19 protein-coding genes are annotated in these 19,165 nt (G+C 66.9%); 18 read left to right on the plus strand and 1 reads right to left on the minus strand.

The window, feature by feature from the left end; genetic code table 11:
* The first annotated feature begins 8 nt into the window (after positions 1-8).
* From J0J10_RS16745 to J0J10_RS16765, 5 genes are all read left to right on the plus strand, one after another.
* Positions 9-878: a carbohydrate ABC transporter permease gene (locus J0J10_RS16745; RefSeq protein ID WP_291638174.1), complete on the plus strand. Its 870-nt coding sequence runs from the start codon at positions 9-11 to the stop codon at positions 876-878.
* Entirely contained in the window at positions 878-1,705 is an 828-nt protein-coding gene (locus J0J10_RS16750; RefSeq protein ID WP_291647585.1) for a carbohydrate ABC transporter permease, read from the plus strand. The genes J0J10_RS16745 and J0J10_RS16750 overlap by 1 nt, the downstream gene beginning before the upstream one ends.
* Positions 1,706-1,722: 17 nt before the next feature.
* Positions 1,723-2,781 (plus strand): glycerol dehydrogenase, encoded by a 1,059-nt coding sequence (locus tag J0J10_RS16755; protein WP_291647587.1) that lies wholly within the window; start codon positions 1,723-1,725, stop codon positions 2,779-2,781.
* A gap of 164 nt (positions 2,782-2,945) precedes the next feature.
* Entirely contained in the window at positions 2,946-4,388 is a 1,443-nt protein-coding gene (locus J0J10_RS16760) for an aldehyde dehydrogenase family protein (protein WP_291647590.1), read from the plus strand.
* Between the two features lie 635 nt (positions 4,389-5,023).
* Positions 5,024-5,851: an FkbM family methyltransferase gene (locus J0J10_RS16765; protein ID WP_291647593.1), complete on the plus strand. Its 828-nt coding sequence runs from the start codon at positions 5,024-5,026 to the stop codon at positions 5,849-5,851.
* Positions 5,852-6,258: 407 nt separating this feature from the next.
* On the opposite strand, the gene J0J10_RS16770 is transcribed toward J0J10_RS16765, so the two are convergent.
* Positions 6,259-7,239 carry a LysR family transcriptional regulator gene (locus J0J10_RS16770; RefSeq protein WP_291647595.1) on the minus strand — a complete coding sequence of 327 codons (981 nt, stop codon included), beginning with the start codon at positions 7,237-7,239 and terminating at the stop codon, positions 6,259-6,261.
* Positions 7,240-7,512: 273 nt separating this feature from the next.
* On the opposite strand from J0J10_RS16770, the gene J0J10_RS16775 reads away from it, so the two are divergent.
* From J0J10_RS16775 to J0J10_RS16835, 13 genes are all read left to right on the plus strand, one after another.
* A complete protein-coding gene (locus J0J10_RS16775; RefSeq protein ID WP_291647596.1) occupies positions 7,513-8,361 on the plus strand; it encodes a transporter substrate-binding domain-containing protein in 849 nt (282 codons plus the stop codon).
* Positions 8,362-8,386: 25 nt separating this feature from the next.
* A complete protein-coding gene (locus J0J10_RS16780) occupies positions 8,387-9,046 on the plus strand; it encodes an amino acid ABC transporter permease (RefSeq protein ID WP_291638167.1) in 660 nt (219 codons plus the stop codon).
* Position 9,047: 1 nt separating this feature from the next.
* Complete coding sequence (locus J0J10_RS16785) at positions 9,048-9,773, plus strand: amino acid ABC transporter permease (protein WP_291647597.1); 726 nt, start codon at positions 9,048-9,050, stop codon at positions 9,771-9,773.
* A complete protein-coding gene (locus J0J10_RS16790; RefSeq protein ID WP_291647598.1) occupies positions 9,770-10,540 on the plus strand; it encodes an amino acid ABC transporter ATP-binding protein in 771 nt (256 codons plus the stop codon). The genes J0J10_RS16785 and J0J10_RS16790 overlap by 4 nt, the downstream gene beginning before the upstream one ends.
* A 42-nt stretch (positions 10,541-10,582) precedes the next feature.
* Positions 10,583-11,539, plus strand: coding sequence for an agmatinase (locus J0J10_RS16795; RefSeq protein ID WP_291647599.1), 957 nt, complete (start codon positions 10,583-10,585; stop codon positions 11,537-11,539).
* A gap of 70 nt (positions 11,540-11,609) precedes the next feature.
* Positions 11,610-12,554, plus strand: a complete 945-nt coding sequence (locus J0J10_RS16800; RefSeq protein ID WP_291647745.1) for an arginase family protein — start codon at positions 11,610-11,612, stop codon at positions 12,552-12,554.
* Positions 12,555-12,744: 190 nt separating this feature from the next.
* Positions 12,745-13,356, plus strand: coding sequence for a fused MFS/spermidine synthase (locus tag J0J10_RS16805; protein ID WP_291647600.1), 612 nt, complete (start codon positions 12,745-12,747; stop codon positions 13,354-13,356).
* Positions 13,353-14,915: a fused MFS/spermidine synthase gene (locus J0J10_RS16810; RefSeq protein WP_291647601.1), complete on the plus strand. Its 1,563-nt coding sequence runs from the start codon at positions 13,353-13,355 to the stop codon at positions 14,913-14,915. Before J0J10_RS16805 ends, J0J10_RS16810 begins: the two co-directional genes overlap by 4 nt.
* Positions 14,912-15,250 carry a hypothetical protein gene (locus J0J10_RS16815; protein WP_291647602.1) on the plus strand — a complete coding sequence of 113 codons (339 nt, stop codon included), beginning with the start codon at positions 14,912-14,914 and terminating at the stop codon, positions 15,248-15,250. The genes J0J10_RS16810 and J0J10_RS16815 overlap by 4 nt, the downstream gene beginning before the upstream one ends.
* Positions 15,251-15,406: 156 nt before the next feature.
* Positions 15,407-15,637 carry a hypothetical protein gene (locus J0J10_RS16820; RefSeq protein ID WP_291638160.1) on the plus strand — a complete coding sequence of 77 codons (231 nt, stop codon included), beginning with the start codon at positions 15,407-15,409 and terminating at the stop codon, positions 15,635-15,637.
* Positions 15,638-15,771: 134 nt separating this feature from the next.
* On the plus strand, positions 15,772-16,761 hold the full coding sequence (locus J0J10_RS16825) for an MvdC/MvdD family ATP grasp protein (protein WP_291647603.1): 990 nt from the start codon (positions 15,772-15,774) through the stop codon (positions 16,759-16,761).
* Positions 16,758-18,479 (plus strand): ABC transporter ATP-binding protein, encoded by a 1,722-nt coding sequence (locus J0J10_RS16830; protein ID WP_291647604.1) that lies wholly within the window; start codon positions 16,758-16,760, stop codon positions 18,477-18,479. Before J0J10_RS16825 ends, J0J10_RS16830 begins: the two co-directional genes overlap by 4 nt.
* Positions 18,476-18,925 carry a hypothetical protein gene (locus J0J10_RS16835; protein ID WP_291647605.1) on the plus strand — a complete coding sequence of 150 codons (450 nt, stop codon included), beginning with the start codon at positions 18,476-18,478 and terminating at the stop codon, positions 18,923-18,925. The genes J0J10_RS16830 and J0J10_RS16835 overlap by 4 nt, the downstream gene beginning before the upstream one ends.
* Positions 18,926-19,165 lie beyond the last annotated feature (240 nt).

The following is a 19,165-nucleotide window of genomic DNA, read 5'->3' on the forward strand; positions in this document are numbered from 1 at the left end:
CACCGCCCATGCCTTCACGCTATGACTGGGTGATCTGGACCGTCTTCTGGAGCGGGCTCGCGCTGACGGCGCTGTTCGTCGGCGGCCCCGTGCTCGACGCGCTCTGGCTGTCCCTGCACCAGGCTTCATCCTTCATCGCCGAGCCCCGCTTCGTCGGCCTCGCCAATTACGGGCGCGTCGTCGTCGACCCGGAGTTCTGGCGGGCTATGGGCAACGGGCTGTTCTATGCGCTGACCTCGATCGGGCTGCAGGTCGTGCTCGGAATCGCCTTCGCGCTCGTGCTGAACCAGACCTTCCCGGCGCAGCGGCTCGTGCGCGGACTGGCGACATTGCCCTATCTCCTGCCGACCGTCGTCGTGGCGCTGACCTTCCAGTGGCTGTCGGATGGCTCGGTCGGGCTCGTCACGGTGTTGATGCGCGATCTCGGCTTCGGCACCATTCCCTGGTTCGAGCAGCCCTGGACCGCCCGCATGTCGGTGGTCCTCGCCTCCGTCTGGCTCTGGACGCCCTTCGTCACGATCTGCGTGCTCGCCGGGCTGCAGACGATCCCGCCGGCATTGTACGAAGCGGCGCGTGTCGACGGAGCCGGGCCGGTCGCGCTGTTCTGGCATGTCACGCTGCCGCAGCTCAAACCGGTCCTGACCGTCGTGGTCCTGCTGCGCGGGATCTGGATGTTCAACAAGTTCGACATCATCTGGCTGCTCACCAAGGGCGGTCCCCTGGGCGCCACCGAGCATCTGCCGATCATGGCCTATAAGCGTGCCTTCTCGCTGTTCGACGTCGGCGGCGGCGCCGCCGTGGCGACGCTCTCCTTCCTGATGCTGTCGATCGTCGTCACGATCTATCTCAGGCTCTTCCCGCTCGAGGAGAAGCGCTGATGCGTCGCTCCGCCTCTGCCCGGATCGGTATCGGCTTCGCAGCCTTCGCCATCTCCGCCTGGTCGTTCTTCCCGATCTACTGGATGATCGTCTCCAGCCTGCGCTCGCAGCAGGAGCTGTTCACCCGGCCGACCCTGCTGCCGAGTTCGTTCTCCCTTGAGAGCTACCAGCAGCTGCTGGAGGTCACGGACTATCCGCAGCAATTCCGCAATTCGATCGTCGTCGCACTCGCCGTGGTGGCGATCACGCTCGTCGCCTCGATCATCATCGCCTATGCGGTGACGCGCTTCCGCGTGCCCTTCAAGCTGATGATCGTCGGCTCGATGCTCTACGCCTACATGTTTCCGCCGATGCTGCTCGCGATCCCGCTCTACGGCATCTTCGTCTCGCTCGGCATCGCCGACAGCCTGCTCGCCCTCGTGATCGCCCACTGCACGCTGACATTGCCGCTCGGCGTCTGGCTGCTCTGGGGCTTCTTCAAATCCATGCCCTTCGAGCTCGAGGAGGCGGCCATGGTCGACGGCTGCACGAGGCTCGGCAGCTTCGTGCGGGTCGTGCTGCCGCTCTCGCTACCGGGCATCGTGACCGTCGCGATCTTCGCCTTCCTGCTCTCCTGGACCGACTACACCTATGCGCTGGTAATGATCTCGTCGGATACGCAGAAGACGCTGCCTGTCGGTCTGGCTTCGATGGTCGGCTCGTTCGAGTTGCGCTGGGGCGAGGTCATGGCCGGCGCGACCTTGATCGCCCTCCCCCTGTTCCTGATATTCACCCTGCTCTCGCGCTATTTCATCCAGGGCCTGGCGGCCGGCGCGACCAAGGGCTAACCCGAACCGAGGCGAAGATGAGCTTACGCATCCTCGGCGCGCCGCGCCGCTATATCCAGGGCCCCGGCGTGGCCGCCTCCCTCGGCGAGCATGTCGCCCCGCTCGGGCAACGGCCAGTTCTCCTCGCGGACCCGATCGCGCTCGAACGCGAAGGTTCCCCCCTGCCGGGCGCCCCGGCGCTCGTCTTCGGCGGCGAGATCACCCATGCCGAAATCGAGCGGCAGGCGGATGCGGCGCGGCGCGCGGGTGCCGACGTGGTCGTCGCAATGGGGGGCGGCAAGGCGATCGACACCGGCAAAGGCGTGGCGCGGCGCCTTGGCGTACCCCTCGCCGTCGTGCCGACCGTGGCCTCGAACGACGCCCCGACGAGCCGGTTGATCGTCATCTATGACGAGCAGCACGCCATCGCCGAAGTCGAGTTCCTGCCGTCCAATCCCGACATAGTCGTCGTCGACACCGCGATCGTGGCGCGCGCCCCGCGCCGCCTGCTGGCGGCCGGGATCGGCGATGCCCTCTCGAAGACCTTCGAGGCCAATGCCTGTTTCGCGGCGCAGGGTCGCAACTTCTACGGAGCCACCCCACCGCGCGCGGCGCTCGCGCTCGCCGATGCCTGCTACGCGACGATCAGACGCCATGGCGAAGCGGCCCTTGCGGCCGTCGATCGCCGGACACCCGATGCGGCCCTCGAGGACGTGGTCGAGGCCTGCGTCCTGATGTCCGGCCTGGGCTTTGAATCCGGTGGGCTGTCGCTCGCCCATTCGCTCACAAGAGGACTGACGGCCCATCCGACGCTCGCCGGCGCCTTGCATGGCGAACTCGTCGCCTACGGCACGATGGTGCAGATCGTCTATGAGGGCCGTGGCGCGGAGTTCTGCGAAGACGTCGCCGGTTTCACCCGGGAATGCGGCCTGCCCGTCAGTCTCAAGGATCTCGGCATCGAGAACCCCGGGGACGACGACTACCGCACCATTGCCGGCCCGACCTTGGCAGCTCCGCACATGAAACATCTGGCCCGTCCCGCGACAGTTCAGTCCCTGGTCGAGGCCATGCGCCAGGTCGAGGCGGGTCGAAGCTAGGCGTAGCATCACCTCCGCAGAAGAAGGGCGCTCGATCAAGCCGCGAACTGAATCGAGCTAGCGATGCGCCCGGCTCATGCGCCGGGGTCGGAAGCTGCAGGCCCGCTTGCCGATCGAGCTGATAGTCTGGGGAACGAGAACGATCGAACTCCCGGAGGAACGGCATGCTCGAGAAGAAGCGCTTCTACATCGATGGTGAATGGGTCACGCCATCCGGCGGGCAAGAGCTTGCGGTGATCGACCCCTCGACCGAGGAGGCTTGCGCCGTGATCCTGCTCGGCGACGAGGCGGATGCGAATGCCGCGGTGGCCGCAGCGAAACGGGCCTTCCCGACCTGGTCGAGGACCGAGCCGGCTTCGCGGCTGGCATATGTCGAGCGCCTGCTGGAGATCTACAAGCGCCGGGCTCCGGAGATGGCCCAGGCGATCAGCCAGGAGATGGGGGCTCCGATCGACATGGCCCTCGCCAGCCAGGTCGGCGCCGGCGCCTACCACATCGCCAATTTCATCACGGCCTTCAAGGATTTCCAGTTCTTGCGGCCGCTCGGCCCGCACGCGCCGAATGATCGGATCCAGATGGACGCGATCGGCGTCGTCGGCCTGATCACGCCGTGGAACTGGCCGATGAATCAGGTGACGCTGAAGGTCGTGCCCGCTTTGCTGGCCGGCTGCACCATGGTGCTCAAGCCCTCCGAGGTCGCCCCGCTCTCCTCGATGCTGTTCGCCGAGTACATCGACGAGGCCGGCTTCCCCAAGGGCGTGTTCAACTTGGTCAATGGCGATGGCGCCGGCGTCGGCACGCATCTGTCCTCGCATCCCGATATCGAGATGATCAGCTTCACCGGCTCGACCCGGGCCGGCATCGCGATCTCCAAGGTCGCGGCCGAAAGCCTCAAGCGTGTGGTGCTCGAGCTCGGCGGCAAGGGCGCCAACATCGTCTTCGCCGATGCCGATCCGAGCGCGGTCAAGCGCGGCGTGCTGCACTGCTTCAACAATACCGGGCAGAGCTGCAATGCGCCCACCCGCATGCTGGTCGAGCGTTCGATCTATGATCGCGTCGTCGAGGAGGCCAAGACGGTTGCCGAAGGCGTTGCGGTCGATTCCTCGCACAAGCCGGGCAAGCATATCGGCCCGCTCTCCTCGGAGGCCCAGTTCCGCAAGGTCCAGGACCTGATCCAGAAGGGCATCGACGAGGGCGCTCGGCTGGTCACGGGAGGAGTCGGCCGACCGGATGGGCAGAACAGGGGCTATTTCGTCCGCCCGACCGTGTTCGCCGACGTCAACAACCAGATGACCATCGCCCGCGAGGAAATCTTCGGCCCCGTATTGTCGATCATCCCCTTCGACGGCGAAGAGCAGGCGATCGAGATCGCCAACGACACGCCCTATGGGCTGACGAACTATGTCCAGTCCAGCGATGGCGAGAAGCGCAACCGTGTCGCTTCGCGCCTGAAGTCCGGCATGGTCGAGATGAATGGCAATCCGCGCGCGCCCGGCGCCCCTTTCGGCGGGGTCAAGGCGTCGGGGCGGGCGCGGGAGGGCGGCGTCTGGGGAATCGAGGAATTCCTCGAGCCCAAGGCGATCTCCGGCTGGACTGCGCAGGGCTAGAGCGCCGAGCGCCCTGCCCGAGGTGGGTTGCCGATCTGTCTCTTTGTGAAAGCATCGGCCCGGAAGGTGGATTCCACTTTTCGGGCGATGCTCCAGCTGTGAGCTTTCGATAGGCTGCCCATCCGGTCCCGCCCGCGGAAGCTGAGGTTGCGAAGCTTCAGAGCCTCAAAGGAGCCGGATGAAAATGCAGGAGAATGCCGGTTGACGCGCCCGGTCGAGAACGGATTGCGCGGCAACCGGCGCGCCCGCGGCCACTCCTTGCGATAGATTCTCGTTGATTTCCTCAGGCTCGTCGCGACGCCCTGCGGTCCAGCATGATGTGGATACTGCGACGACCTCTACTCAAATCTTGAGGAGAAGCAGGGCCTCAGATCATTGCCCGTCCGATCGACGTCACAGGTTTGACTGGGGTGGGCAAAGCCTTATTATGCCGCGCCGTGACACAATGGTGACCGGCAACAGGGGCAAGCGAGACATCTATCGAGGCTTTACCCGTGTAACTGCGGGTCGTCCGAGAACGGGTAGTCAATCTGTGCTGTCGCGATTAACATGGTGACGAGTATAAAATTGCATTGGCCGAGTTTGACGCGGCCAAACCTGCAGCATGATTGAGATATGCGTTTCTGAGGGTTTCGATGACAGCCACTGAATTTGCGTCAGCACCGACTAAAGTCCCGGAAATGCGGACCGTCACTCTCGCCGCAGGCTCCTATCCGCCGATCAGCCTCACTGCGCCAGCGCATTGCCACGTCCCGCGCGTCATCGAGAAGCACGGGCTGGGAGCGCATGAGCCGCATGCGATCGCGACTTGCCTCGCAGCAATGCAGGTGACCAAGGGGCCGTTCTACGATGTCGGAGCGAACGTCGGCGTCTTCTCGCTCCTTGTTGCCGCAACTTTGCGCCGCCCTTGCGTATCTTTCGAGCCCACGCCCGAACTGGCTGATGCTCTGGAGGATGCCGCGCGGCGGCATTACCTGCCGATCGATTTGAGGCGCGTGGCCCTTTCCTCCAAGTCGGGGGCCGTAAAATTCTATCTGTCTGCCCGCTCCGATGCGTCCAACAGCCTGAACCCCGAATTTCGAGCCCATTCGGGCGAGATCAATGTCGAGTGCGACACACTCGATAATCTGGCGCCGGCTGAAATCGGCGTGCTCAAAATCGATACCGAGACGACAGAGCCCGACGTCATCCGCGGAGCGGCCAAGACGATCGCGAGGCTGCGGCCGATGATCGTCGTCGAAGTGCTGCCGTCTGGCGAATCGGCCGCGTTCATGAACGATTTTCTGCGCGATAGCGGCTATGTCGCCTATCACATTACCTCAAAGGCGACCTGGCGGCTCCGGCGGGCGGTCGACGTTGCCGAAGCTGGGGAAGACCGCAATTGGCTTTTTGCGCCTCAACCGATCGCGGATGACTTCTGGACGCATCTGGACGCCTGGCGCTGGCGGCTGATCGCAAGATAGGCGAGCAGCGCCTGGGCGACCGGCTCATGGCATCGCAACCCGTCGCGGATCGAAGCGAGCACGCTGTCGTCTCGCCAAGGCGCGCTGTCACAAGCCGGGCCAGCGAAAAGTAGCTTGTGCGGCGCGGTCGAGCCAGCATTTCTCAGCCCGCGCCTTATCCTGTGCGTCGGCATCGAACTTGTCACATCAGGCGCTGTCGACCCTGATCGGCGGCGACCACCATGCATGCCGGAGCCGGCGCCGATAGCGCCGGCTCCGGCCAGAACCGCATCCTGCACTGCAGACATGTCCAAGATCGTCGCTGGAGTAGCCAGGCTCGATCCTGGCGTCCCAACCTCGAGCTTCGGGGCGAAGACATCGACAAATCCGGGAGCGCTTCGGACCCGCACTTGGTAGGATTTGCGACGTCAGAATGCTGTGGGGGGGTGCAGCCTCACCTCCTGCGTCACCCAGGGCATCAACTCGCGGAACATGGGCAGATAGACATCGCGGAAGATCGCCCGCGCGACATCGGCGACCTTGGCGGGCAATGGGCCGAGCTCGCCAGCCCGGGCCACGATCGAAACCGGCCGGCTGAAGGCCGGGCCGGGAAAGCGGCGCAGCTCGATCGCCGAGAGATGGCTTATGCTGCGCGCGATCGAGGTCGCCGGCAGCAGGGCCCAGCCGAAGCCGCCCGCGACCATCGCTGCGACCGAGTCGACGCTGTCGAAGGCGAAGGCGAACTCCGGCTCCAGCTTCATCCGCCTCAGATGGCGGTCGATCAGCCGGCCGAGCGCACTGCTCAGGCTGTTGCGCACGAAGGTGTTCTGCATCGCATAGGTCTTGAAGGCGGCAAGATCGGACAGATCGGGCGCGCCCTTCGGCACGAGCAGCACGATCGGCTCATCCATCACGTCATGGCGTTCGAGCCCAGCCGCATCGTCGAAGCGGCCGGCTGCGACCAGCAGGTCGAGGCTGCGGTCCAGCAGGCGCGCGCGCAGCCCGTTATTGAAGTCGGTCGAGATCGAGAACGCCCGGATCTGCTGCTTCGCGCCCCGGATGAAGTGGGGAAGGAAATGGATCGCCAGCGAGTCGATCAGGCCGATCCGGATGCTCGGCAGCAGTGCGCCGAAGCCGAGGCGGACGTCGGCATCGAGCACCTTGGCCTGCGTGATCATCAGCTCCGCATGACGCCTGACGATGCTGCCGAGCATGGTCGGCATCGTCGGCCGGCGGGAGCGATCAAGCAGCGGCGCGCCGAAATGGCGCTCGAGCTGGGTCAGCGCGTGCGACACGCCGGACGGCGTGATCCCGACATCGCGGGCCGCGAGAGACAGGCTGCCGCGCTCGCAGATTGCGGCGAAGATCGCGAGCTCGCGCAGGTGAAGGTTGAGAAAAGCCCGTTCCATCAGCTCAGCATAGCTCTTTTCATTGCGATCTGGTCACTTTAATTATGAGCTTCTCGCACAATAACTGCCGTTGCCTCACGGAGGGCAACTTATAAGCCATTGTAATATGACAGTTTAATCAGCTCTGCTTCAGCGCCGGGTTTGCCGCTGTCCATTTCTTGGGCATGGCTTCGATTGCCCGGTTCCGGGCGAGCGCCTAAGCCTTCTTCCGCTCTACGAAGACGCCCGCATGACAATGATCGGGCGGGCACTTGGCGGTAAGGGGAACTGTCCATGCTTTTGACACGTCGTGCATTGAACCGCGGCATCCTGGGGGCCGGCCTGCTCGGAGTTTCCGGCCGTAGCGCCAGCGCCGAGACCACCCTTGAACGCATCAAGAAGGCCGGGGAGCTGGTTGTCGCCACCGAAGGGCAGTACCCGCCCTTCGAATTCGTACGCGACGGCAAGCTGGTAGGCCTCGGCCGTGACCTGCTCGAGGAGGTTACCGGCAAGCTCGGCGTCAAGCTGAAGCAGCTCGACCTGCCATTCCAGGGTATCCTGCCCGGCCTGATCGCCAAGAAATTCGATCTGGTCGCAACCTCGCTGGGGCTGACCGAGGAGCGCGCCAGACGCTACGCCTTTACCATGCCGACCGGCATCAGCCAGGCGCATGTGCTCAAGCGCAAGGGCAATGCGGCGATCTCCTCGTTGGCCGATCTCAACGGCAAGGTGGTCGCGACGCAGCTCGCCTCCTCGGTCGAGCCGACGGCCAAGGCTCTGGACGAGAAGCTGAAGGCCGAGGGCGGCAAGGGTTTTGCCGAGCTCAAGCTGTTCCCCGCCTTCTCCGACACCTTCCTGGCCGTGGGCAGCGGCGTCGTCGATGCCGCGATCGCCAATCTTCCGCTCATGTTGCTGCTGATGCGCGACCGGCCGGGGGTCTTCGAGATCGTCGGACCGGCGACCGAGCGCAAGACCTACCTCGCCTGGGCGACCCGTCCGGAGGATGCCGAGCTCCGCGACTTCGTCAACGGCGTCTTCAGGGAGCTGCGCGCCAGCGGAAAGATGGGCGAGCTGCAGGAGAAATGGCTCGGCATCAAGCTCGACCTGCCCGACACCGGCTACCTGCCGGCCGGCGCGCTCTAGGCGCGAACGGGCAGGCGCTCCCGCAATGGACTTCAGTGTCGAGGCCGCGCTCGCCGCCTTGCCCGCGCTGTTGCGGGCAACGGGGACGAACATCGCCATCGCGGCCGCCGCAATGGCTCTCGCCCTCGCCGGTGGCATACTGCTGACCATCCTGCGTTCGCTGAAGATAGCGCCGCTCAACCTGGTGATCGGCGTCGTGATCAGCTTCATTCGCGGCACGCCGGTTCTGATCCAGATCTTCCTGTTCTATTACGGGCTGCCGGCCCTCGGCCTGCAGCTCGATCCGCTGACGGCGGGCATCTGCGCCATCGCCTTCAACAGCACGATCTTCATCAGCGAGATCATGCGCGGCGGCCTCGCCGACATGGACCCCGGCCCCGTGGAGGCGGCGATCGCGCTCGGCCTCAAGGCCCGTGCCATCTGGGGCAAGGTGGTGATCCCACAGCTGCTGCTGCGCATCCTGCCGCCGCTGGTCAACGAGGCGACCATCATCCTCAAGGGCACGGCCTTGCTCTCTGTCATCACCGTGGTCGAGCTGTTCCGTGCCGCCCAGCAGATCTCGGCGACGACGTTCCGGCCGTTCGAGACCATGCTCGCCGCGGCGGCGATCATCCTCGTGCTCAATGTCCTGGTCAGCCAGTTCGGCGGCATGCTCGAGCGCCGGCTGGCGGTAAGGAGGGGTTAGGATGACGCTCGACCTCTCGATCATCACCGACAATGCCGGGCTGTTCGCCCAGGGCGCGGTCGCGACCGTCTATATCTCGGTTGCCGCCATCATCTCGGGATTGCTCATCGCCTTCCCGGTCGCGCTGCTGAGGCTTTCGCCGCGCCGCGTGATGAGCTGGCCGGCGGTTGCCTATGTCGAGCTCTTCCGCAACATCCCGTTCATCGTGATGCTGTCGCTGTTCTTCTACGGGCTGCCCTTCTTCGGCCTCAGGTTGCAGCCGATGACGACCGGTATCGTCGCGCTCGCCTTGTTCGGCAGTGCCTATTTCGCCGAGATCGTCCGCGGCGCCATCCTCTCCGTGCCGCGCGGCCAGATGGAATCGGCCCGTGCCATCGGCATGTCCTATCTCAGGGCACTGCGCGAGATCATCTTCCCGCAGATGCTGCGCTTCTTCATTCCGGCGGCGACCAACACCTCGATCTCGCTCGTCAAGGAAAGCGCGGTGCTGGCGACGCTCTCCGTCGCCGAACTGACCTATCAGGGACTGATCGTGCAGGGCCAGACCTTCGCGCCCTTCGAGGTCTTCCTGGCGACGGCCACGATCTACTGGGGCCTGACCGCGCTGCTGGCGGCGGGTTTCCGGACTTCGGAACGGCGCCTGGGCGGCCAGGCGCAGCGCGGCTTCTCCTCGCGCCATCGCCTCGCGGCACGCTATCTCTCGCTCGAGCCGGAGCCCCGCTCATGACAGCGCCTCCCGTGCTCAGCGTGCGCGGCCTGCGCAAGAGCTTCGGTGCCATGACGGCGGTCGCCGGCGTCGATCTCGATGTCGAAGCCGGCGAGATCGTCTGCATCATCGGCCCAAGCGGCTGCGGGAAGAGCACCTTCCTGCGCTGCATCAACTATCTGGAGCGGCCGGACGAAGGCACGGTGCGGATCGCCGGGGACTATATCGGCCGCGAGCCCGCCGCAGCCGGCGGGACGCGCCTGCAGTCCGCCCGCCAGCTCGACCGGATGCGCCCGCGCGTCGGCCTCGTCTTCCAGCAATTCCATCTCTGGCCGCATCTTTCCGCGCTCGAGAACGTCGCGCGCGCACCGATCAGGCTGCGCGGCGTCGATCGCAGCGAGGCTGAGGCGCAGGCGCGGGCGCTGCTGGCCCGCTTCGGCCTCGCGGCCAAGGCCGGGCGCATGCCCGCCGACCTGTCGGGCGGCGAGAAGCAGCGCGTCGCGATCGCCCGCGCGCTCGCCATGAAGCCGGAACTCATGCTGTTCGACGAGCCGACCTCGGCGCTCGATCCGGAGGTCGTCGGCGACGTGCTGCGCCTGATGAAGGAGCTCGCGGAGGAGGGCATGACCATGGTCGTCGTGACCCACGAACTCGGCTTTGCGCGCAAGGTCGCCGACCGCATCGTCTTCTTCGACGCCGGCCGCATCGCCGAGATGGGACCGCCGGACGAACTCATCGACAGACCGCGTTCGGAACGCCTGCGCCTGTTCCTCTCGCACTTCCAGTAGGTCGCCGCGGCGACCCTCTTCCAAGACACCATCGAGGGCAAGATGACCGAAACCCTGACCAGCGCGCCGGAGCATGGCCACGCCACCTTCCTGTTCTCCGAGCTCGCGCTCGATCTCGACAATCTGAAGGCAGACATCGCCTTCCTCGGCATTCCCTACGGCTATCCCTACACGATCAGGAATGTCAGCAACGACCAGTCGAACGGGCCGACGGCGGTACGCCAGGCCTCGGACCGGGTTTCGCGCTCGCTCGAGCGCTATGATTTCGACATTGGCGGACCGCTCTTCGACGACAGGCCGATACGGATGGTCGATTGTGGCGACGTAGTCGGCGAGATGCACAATCCGGCCTCGCATGCGCGGCGGGCCGAAGAGGCGATGCGCAAGATCGTCGCCTCGGGCGCGATGCCGCTGGTGATCGGCGGCGACCATGCGATCCCGATCCCGGTGCTCAAGGCCCTCGACGGCGAAGGCCCGCTCGTCCTCGTCCAGATCGACGCGCATATCGACTGGCGTGACGATGTCGGGGGCGTGCGAGAAGGATTGTCCAGCCCGATCCGGCGCGCCTCGGAAATGGCGCATGTCACGGACATCTTCCAGATCGGCATCCGTTCGCAGGGCAGTGCAAGGCGCGCCGATGTCGAGGCGGCACAGGCCTATGGCGCCAACATCGTCACTGCCTACGAGTTGCACGATGTCGGCATGGACGCGATCCTCGCGCGCATTCCCGACAATGCCCGCTACTACATCACGATCGACGCCGATGGGCTCGATCCTTCGATCATGCCCGCCGTCGAGGGGCCCGCGCCCGGCGGCGTCACCTTCCATCAGGCCCGCAAGCTGATCCACGGACTGGTCGGCAAGGGCCGGGTGGTCGGCATGGACATCGTCGAGATCACCCCGTCGCGCGACGTCAACCGGATCTCGGCGATCACGGCCGGCAGGCTGTTCCTCAACCTGATCGGCGCGGCCGTGCGCGCCGGCTATTTCGACAAATGAGTTCCTGCGGCCAGCGCCTGACGCTGGCCGCGACCCGCTCGCCATTTCCATGGAGCAAGACGTGACCGAGATGCGTGGTGCCGCAGACCGCCTGAACCGCGGCTTCGTCGGCGTGCCGACTTTCCTGCGCGCAAACTACTGCGCGGACATGGCGGCCCTCGCGGCCGAGTTCGCCGTGATCGGAGTCCCCTTCGACGAGGGCTCGCCTTTCGCGCCGGGCGCGCGCTTCGCGCCACGCGTCATCCGCGAGCATTCGCTCCGCTTCGGCACCGGCGGGCTCTATGATATCGACAGCGACAGCGTCCTGGCGCCCGACCTTGTCACCTCGGGCCGCCTCGTCGATTGCGGCGACGTCGACATCTGGCCGACCAACCCGGCGCGCACCTTTCAGAATCTGACGCAGGCGGTGCGTGCGGTGCTGGCGCGCGGCGGCAAGCCCGTGATCATCGGCGGCGACCATTCGATCACCTTCCCGATCCTGCAGGGCTATGACCGGCCGGTCCATGTCGTGCAACTCGATGCCCATATGGATTACGGGGCGGTCACCGAGGATCTCCGGCACACCAACGGGCAGGCCTTCCGGCAACTGCACGCTCTGCCGCATGTCGAGAGCCTGACCCAGATCGGCATTCGCAGCTTCAGGACGCGCGCCAGCGATGTGCGCGACGCCCGCGCAAATGGCAGCACCATCGTCACCATGCCGAAGCTACGGGAGGTCGGCGCTACCGGAGCCCTCGCCCATATCCCGGACGGCGCCAGCGTCTATGTCAGCATCGATGTCGACGCCTACGACATGGCACTGGTCCCGGGCTGCGTCTCGGCCGAGCCGGATGGCATGCGCTTCGACGAGCTTACCGGCATTCTCGACATGGTCGCCCGCCGCTTCGCCGTCGTCGGCTTCGATTTCGTCGAGGTCAATCCGCCTCTCGACGTCGGGACCGGCGTCACCTCCTATCTCGGGGCGCTGACGATCGCGAAATTCCTGAGCGCGATCGCAACCGGAGAGCGGCCTTAGGCTCGGCTGCCGGTGCGCCTTGTACTGCCCTGCCGCATGGCGAGCAGCGTTAGGTAGAACGCAACGGCATCGATCACGCGGTGGCGCCGGCATCTGATCGCCCCCCCCCGAGATGGGGGCTACCACAACGGATTGATCCGCACGCAACTGCGGGGATGACGACGCGCTTCGACATCCCCTGCGGCATCTCATGATTCATGCCCTGCTTCTGGCGGAAGCGCTGATCGCATCCTGCGCACTCGCTTTCGAAACTGCGGCGGCGCGGCTGGTCGCGCCTTATGCGGGGATGTCGACCGACAGCTGGACCGCGATCATCGCTGGTTTCCTGCTGTCCTGGGCGCTTGGGAACCAGGTCGGTGGCCGCTGCTCCGCCGGCGGAGCCCAGCGCTCGCTATGCCGGGCGGCAGCCGCCGTCGCGGGGGCTGCGGCAATGGTCGCGGCCACACCGCTGCTGCTGCCGGTGCTCGATAGCTGGCTCGTCGCGTCCGATCCGGTCGCGCGCTGGCGGCTTGCGCTCTTCGCCGCCCTGCCGACGCTCGGCCCCGGCTTCCTGTTCGGAATCGCACCGCCGCTGGTGATGTTGGCGATCATCCGCCACAGCGGCGGGCACGGGGCGTTCGTCGGCATCGCCAATGCGGCCGGTGCCGTCGGCAGCGCAGCCGGCGCCGTGGCGGTGCTGTGGCTCGGGCTCGACTGGCTCGGCACGCGCGGCACCTGCCTCGCCATCGCCGCGCTCGGCCTCGTGACAGCCGCCCTCCTGATGGCCACGGCGTTTCGGGCCGACACGCGGCACCCCGCATGATCGTTGCGCTGCTGCCGCTGGCCGTCTTCCTCTCCGCGGCGGCCTGCCTGTCCGTCGAGCTCGCGATCGTGCGGCTGGGCGCGCCGCATGTCGGCCAATCGCTGCTGCCCTGGACCGCTGCGATCATCGCCGTGCTGCTCGGCCTCACCCTGGGCCATGTGCTCGGCGGCAGGGCCGGAGGGCCGCAGCCGCCCCCCGCACGCCTGCTCTGGCTGATGGCGACGGCCTGCCTCAGCGCGAGCGGCGCCGCGATCGCGATGCCGGCCCTGGCTGCACCAGTCGCGAATGCCCTGGCGACGGAAGACGGCGCCGGCATCGCCTCGACCATCGGACTCGCAGCCCTGTGCCTGCCGCCCAGCATCGCCGCCGGCTTCGTGACGCCTCTGGCGCTGCGCCTGCAATTGGCGCTGCGCCTCCCCGGACAGGCCAGGCAGGTGGCGGCGATCTATGCCGCATCGGCCGCCGGCAGCGTTGCCGGGACGGTCGCAGCCGGCTTCTGGCTGCTCGAGCAGGTCGGCGCGGCCGGGCTAACCTTCGCCGCAGCCGCGACCTGGGCGACGGTCGGTCTGGCGCTGCTGCCCTGGCGGGGACGCCCGGCCGCCGCCATGCTGCGCGCGATCGGCCTGCTCGCGCCCGGGCTCAGCATCGCATTCCTCGGCTGGAGCAGCGCCTGCGCGATCGAGTCGCGCTATACCTGCGTGCGCTATCTCGACACGACCTCGCCGCAGGATACGCGGCTGCGCTTCATGATCCTCGACGAGGGCGTGCACAGCGCTTCCGATCTCGACGACCCGCGCGCCCTCCATCTCGGCTATGCCGCGCTGGCGGACCGCCTCGCGGCCATGGCCTTCGCCCGTTCCGCCGACCGGCAGGCGATGGTCATCGGCGGCGGCGGCGCGACCCTGCCGCGGGCCTGGGCTAACCGAAGCCCGCCGGTTTCGGTGCTCGTCGCGGAGCTCGATCCTGTCGTCGCAGCCGAGGCCGCGACGGCGATGGCCGCGACCGGCCCGGCCCTGCATACGGTGACCGGCGATGGCCGCGCCGTCCTGCGGAGCCAGCCTGCCCGGCCGAGCTACGACGTCGTGCTGATGGACGCCTATCGCACGCGCACGGCGCCGCCGCATCTCGTGACGCGGGAATTCGGCGCGCTGGTCCATGCCCGGCTGCGCGAGACCGGCGTCTTCCTGTCGAACGTGATCGATCGCGCCGACACGCTGCTGCTGGCGCGCAGCCTCGCGAAGACGCTCGCTCTCGACTATGCGGCGGTCGAGATCTGGCGGGCGGAGGAAGCCGGGACGCCGGGCTCGACCAATGTCGTCGTGGCCGCCTGGAAAAGTGTGGCTTCCGTTCCGGACGCCGGGCGGATCACGGTGCCAGTGAGCATCATGGCTGCCGGCGAGCCGCCCGCGTCGCGCGATGTGAGCTGGCGTCGCCTCGACGGCGAAACGGGACTGCGCGCGACCATGGGGCAATGCGCGATGCTCCTGACCGATGACCGTGCGCCGGTCGAGCGGCTTCTGGCCGGCCGCGCCGCCTGCCCTTCGCGGCCGGGGCCGTGAAGGAGCATCTGCTCCAGATCGCGAGGACAGCGTTGCTCTGCGGCGCCCTCGGCCTGCTGCTCTATCTCGGCCTGACCGAGCTGGCACAGTTTCCCACGTTCACCGTCCCCATGCTCGGCATCTTCGGCTCGACCTGCGTCGCAATTCTGCTGGCGCAGGAGATCGCGGGCGCGCTCCGGACCGGAATCCTGCCGCGGCTGCCCGGCGCCATCCGGCGACGGGAGGAACCGATCTGGTTCTGGGGATCGCTCGCGTTGAGCCTGCTGTGCCTGCTTCTCCTGCTCTGGCTGCTCGTCGCGAGCCTTGTCCGCCTCGTCCTCCACTCGGCGGCCTGAGCAGGGACGGCGCGGCGCGAAGAAACCGGCTCGCCAGCCCGAAGCCAGTCGCTTTTCCGTCGCAGGCCCCATGAACGGGGGGATGGCCGCCGAGAAAAGCAGCGACATAGTCTGTGGGCGTTCGATCTCGATCGCGCCTGCCGCAAAGGAGCGCTCATGCAAATCCAAGCTCATCCGACGAAGACGCCGCTTCCCTTCGTTCTCGCCAACTCCAAACCCTATGCCCTCGAGCAGTACGAGGACGGCGAGCTCGGCTATTACGATTCGGAGACGCAGACCTGGCGCGGCACCGTGCTCTTCCACAAGTCGTCGACTTCGCGGAACGTCAGCTCGACCTCCGGCCGCACCTCGGATTCCGACCTGGCTTCGGACGTGCTCGGCAACTGACCGGCTCCGGCTTTCGGCCGTTGCCCCGACAAGCAGACAGATCGCCTCTCCGCGCCCGGCAGGGTGCATGGCGATCTGGCGAACCGGCTCGCTCGCCACCGCTTCCTGTCCTCCCACAATGCTGAATCTCGCCGATGCCTGCCACGAATGCCCGCCCGGCCGTCCTGATGATCTCCACGAAGCTGGACCCGCATGTCGATGCGGTGCTCGCCATCCTGGAGCAACGCGGCGTGCCCTGTTTCCGGCTCAACACCGATCATTTTCACGAGGAGTACCGCGTGACGATGAGCGATGGCATCGAAGGCGCGATCCGCATCTCCGACATCTGGGGCCGGAACTGCCTGTTCCCGCACGGCCTGCGCTCGGTCTGGATGCGCAAGCCGGAACCTTCGCTGCCGCCGCCCGGAATCGAGGATGAGGGCGTCATCGGCTACATCAAGGACGAGATGCGCGAGTTCATGGGCTTCCTGCCGATGGACGGGCGCGTTCCCTGGATCAACAATCCCGACGAGAACCGCCGCCACCAGCGCAAATTCCCGCAGCTTCGGCTGGCGCAGAGCCTCGGCCTGCGCGTCCCGCGCTCGATCATCACCAATGATCCGGAGGAGGCGGAAGCGTTCTTTGCCGGCTGCCCGCACGGCGTCATCTGCAAGCCTATGCTGATGGGCAGCCATTATATCGAGGGTGCCCATCACGTCGCCTATACGCGCCGCGTCGCGCCCGACGAATTCGCCAGCCTGAAGGCCTCGATCGCGCTCTGCCCGACCTATCTGCAGGAAGCGATCGAAAAGGATCACGAGCTACGCGTCACCATCATCGGCGACCGCCTGTTCAATTGCCGGATCGACAGCCAGGGCGTCGAGGGGGCCGAGCAGGACTGGCGCGCGGTCGACACGATCAAGCTGCCGCATCGCATCGAGCCGCTCGAGCCCAAGGTCGACGCCGCACTGCGCGCCTATCTCGGGCATTGCGGCCTGCGCTTCGGCGCCTTCGACCTGATCGTGACGCCGGAAGGCGAGCACGTCTTCCTCGAACTCAACCCCAACGGCCAATGGTACTGGGTCGAGCTCGCCACGAAGGCCCCGATGGCCGAGGCGATGGCGGACCTGCTCGAGGCGCCATGACGCCGCCGCCCGCCCCGGCCCGGCTCGCAGCCCTCCTCGGAGGCTTGCCGGCGTCCGGCGAGCCCCGCCTGGGACGCCTCCTCGGCGGCATGCTCTGGCGGCAGCGGCGGCGGACGCTCCCGGCACTGGCAGCGGCCGCGGCACTCAGCATCCTCGCCTTCCTGCCGCCCTGGCTGGTCGCCGGCCTGATCGACGAGGGCTTCATCGGCCGCGAGGCCGGGCTGGTAGCGGGGATCGCGAGCCTGATTTTCGTTCTCGGCGCCGTCGATGGCGGTCTGGCCTATATCCGTCGCCTGCTTGCCGCGCAGGCGACGCTCGCGCTTCGCCGGGAATTACTGCTGCCGGCCTTCGGGACGATGCTGCGCCTGCCTGCCGATAGTGGGCTTGCACGCGACCAGGGCGTGCTCGGGCGAGCTTTCGAGGAGGTCGATCGCCTCGCCCAGGGGGCAGGCGATCGGCTGACCGAGTTCGCGCTGGGGGGCGGTACCGTCATCATTCTGCTCGGCGCCATGCTGGCGGTCGACTGGCGGATCGGCCTTGCCGCCGGCGCTCTTGTTGCGGCTCTGGCCGGACTTCATCTGGCCGCCGCTGCGAGCCTGCGCCAGCGAGAGGCAAGCTGGTTCGAGGCCCGCAGCCGATATTGGGGACATCTGATCGAGGCGGTCGCCTATATCGAGACCTTGCGCCGCAACAGCGCTCACGCCTTCGCCGAGCGGCGTTTCCGCGAGCGGCTCGACCAGGACAGCACGTCCCATCTTTCCGTTGTCAGGCTGTCGGCGGGGCTCGACGCCGCCGGCCGTTTTGCAGGCGGTGCGATCATCGCCGCGGTAATCTTGCTGGCCGGCTGGAGCGTGATGTCGGGGCAGGCGAGCGTCGGCGGCTTCGTCCTGCTGCTCTCGCTCGGCGGCGCCCTGACCGCCCCGGCACTGTCGGCGCTGAAGGTCGTCGACGATCTTCAGGCGATGATCGTGGCGACCGCCTGTCTGCGCCGGCTCGCGACGCCGCCGCATGAGGCTGTGGATTGGACGTCGACATCCCGAGAGGCAGCAGCCGAGGCTCTCGCCATCTGCGACCTCACCTTCTCCTATGGTCCGCAGGAACAGCCGGTGATCGACCGCCTGTCGTTCACGCTGGCGCCGGGCGAGACGCTGGCGCTGCTGGGCCGCAGCGGCGTCGGCAAGAGCACGCTGGCCAACCTGTTGATCCGCGCCCGGCAGGGCGAGGGCGAGATCCGGCTCGGTGACAGGCGTTCGGCCAAAGTGCCCTTGGGGGCATGGCGGCGCCGGATCGTCGTGGTCCCGCACGAGATCGACATCTTCACCGGCAGCGTTGCGGAGAACATCGCCCTGCCGAAACCCGATGCCGGGCGCGAGGAGATCGCGATGGCGGCGACGCTCGCCGGCCTCGCCGACGACATCGCCGGCCTGCCTGATGGCTACGACACCAGGCTGGGACAGGACGGGGTGGAACTTTCCGCCGGGCAGAAGCAGCGGCTCGGCCTGGCCCGGGCGATGTTCTTCACGCCCGATGTGTTGATCCTCGACGAGAGCACGTCCGCGCTCGACCCGGCGACGGAAAGGCGCGTGCTCGACACGCTCCTGCAACGCCATGCCGGCGCGGCGGTGCTCGCCATCACCCACCGCGACAGCGTCGCGGCAAGGATGGACCGTATCCTGCGGCTGGACGATGAACCGGTCGTCGAAGGGCAAGCGGCGTGAGGACGGCCGGTGTCCAGCGCCGACTGCTGCCGGCCGTCATCGCGTCGGGGCTTCTGTTCTTCGGCCTGCCCGATGGGCCTCGGGCAGAACCGGCCGCAGCCGACGAGGCCGAGCTGACCTATTTTCTTGGCCGCTGGGCTACCGAACCTGCCGAACGCCCCGGCTTCGAGACGATCATCGCCCGAGGAGCCGATTGCGAACGCCCCGTCGAGATCGTCTCGCCGAGCCCAGGCAGCATCGTGCGCTCCGTTCCGCGCCGTGACGGCAGCCGGCCCATGGCCCGCTTCTCCGTGAAGCGCTTCGGCCGCGATTTCCCCTGGTGGCCGGAGCCTACGGGGCCGGGTCTCGTCGCCCGCAAGCTCGATGATGGCGGCTTCCTGCTTGCCGGTCTCGTCGCCGGACGGGCGGATTGGAACAATGCGATCCGCCATCGCCGTTGCCGTTGACCCAGCGGTTCGCAGCAGGACAGTCGAAACGAGATCGACCGGCGAGGCTAACGAGGATACGCGCCGGATGACGCAGAAGTCATAAGGGTTAGGTTCCACAGGAACTCGCCGAATACGCGGTCGACAAGGTCAGGGATCGCTGCGATGCTGTCCTGCGGCTTGCAGTGGGGACCGTCACGGGAGCGATGCCCAGCTCCGGAATGTGGCGGCTGGCGTTGGACGATGGTGTTCTGGCTTCCG

The sequence above is a fragment of the Allobosea sp. genome (assembly GCF_017308075.1).
Lineage (GTDB): Bacteria > Pseudomonadota > Alphaproteobacteria > Rhizobiales > Beijerinckiaceae > Allobosea.

Bases quoted from the DNA above. Each gene is read 5' to 3' on its own strand.
- J0J10_RS16775 (WP_291647596.1), top strand. From the start codon at position 7,513: ATGCTTTTGACACGTCGTGCATTGAACCGCGGCATCCTGGGGGCCGGC.
- J0J10_RS16800 (WP_291647745.1), top strand. From the start codon at position 11,610: ATGCGTGGTGCCGCAGACCGCCTGAACCGCGGCTTCGTCGGCGTGCCG.
- J0J10_RS16805 (WP_291647600.1), top strand. From the start codon at position 12,745: ATGATTCATGCCCTGCTTCTGGCGGAAGCGCTGATCGCATCCTGCGCA.
- J0J10_RS16795 (WP_291647599.1), top strand. From the start codon at position 10,583: ATGACCGAAACCCTGACCAGCGCGCCGGAGCATGGCCACGCCACCTTC.
- J0J10_RS16755 (WP_291647587.1), top strand. From the start codon at position 1,723: ATGAGCTTACGCATCCTCGGCGCGCCGCGCCGCTATATCCAGGGCCCC.
- J0J10_RS16790 (WP_291647598.1), top strand. From the start codon at position 9,770: ATGACAGCGCCTCCCGTGCTCAGCGTGCGCGGCCTGCGCAAGAGCTTC.
- J0J10_RS16785 (WP_291647597.1), top strand. From the start codon at position 9,048: ATGACGCTCGACCTCTCGATCATCACCGACAATGCCGGGCTGTTCGCC.
- J0J10_RS16825 (WP_291647603.1), top strand. From the start codon at position 15,772: ATGCCTGCCACGAATGCCCGCCCGGCCGTCCTGATGATCTCCACGAAG.
- J0J10_RS16820 (WP_291638160.1), top strand. From the start codon at position 15,407: ATGCAAATCCAAGCTCATCCGACGAAGACGCCGCTTCCCTTCGTTCTC.
- J0J10_RS16770 (WP_291647595.1), bottom strand. From the start codon at position 7,239: ATGGAACGGGCTTTTCTCAACCTTCACCTGCGCGAGCTCGCGATCTTC.
- J0J10_RS16765 (WP_291647593.1), top strand. From the start codon at position 5,024: ATGACAGCCACTGAATTTGCGTCAGCACCGACTAAAGTCCCGGAAATG.
- J0J10_RS16780 (WP_291638167.1), top strand. From the start codon at position 8,387: ATGGACTTCAGTGTCGAGGCCGCGCTCGCCGCCTTGCCCGCGCTGTTG.
- J0J10_RS16745 (WP_291638174.1), top strand. From the start codon at position 9: ATGCCTTCACGCTATGACTGGGTGATCTGGACCGTCTTCTGGAGCGGG.
- J0J10_RS16750 (WP_291647585.1), top strand. From the start codon at position 878: ATGCGTCGCTCCGCCTCTGCCCGGATCGGTATCGGCTTCGCAGCCTTC.
- J0J10_RS16760 (WP_291647590.1), top strand. From the start codon at position 2,946: ATGCTCGAGAAGAAGCGCTTCTACATCGATGGTGAATGGGTCACGCCA.
- J0J10_RS16810 (WP_291647601.1), top strand. From the start codon at position 13,353: ATGATCGTTGCGCTGCTGCCGCTGGCCGTCTTCCTCTCCGCGGCGGCC.
- J0J10_RS16830 (WP_291647604.1), top strand. From the start codon at position 16,758: ATGACGCCGCCGCCCGCCCCGGCCCGGCTCGCAGCCCTCCTCGGAGGC.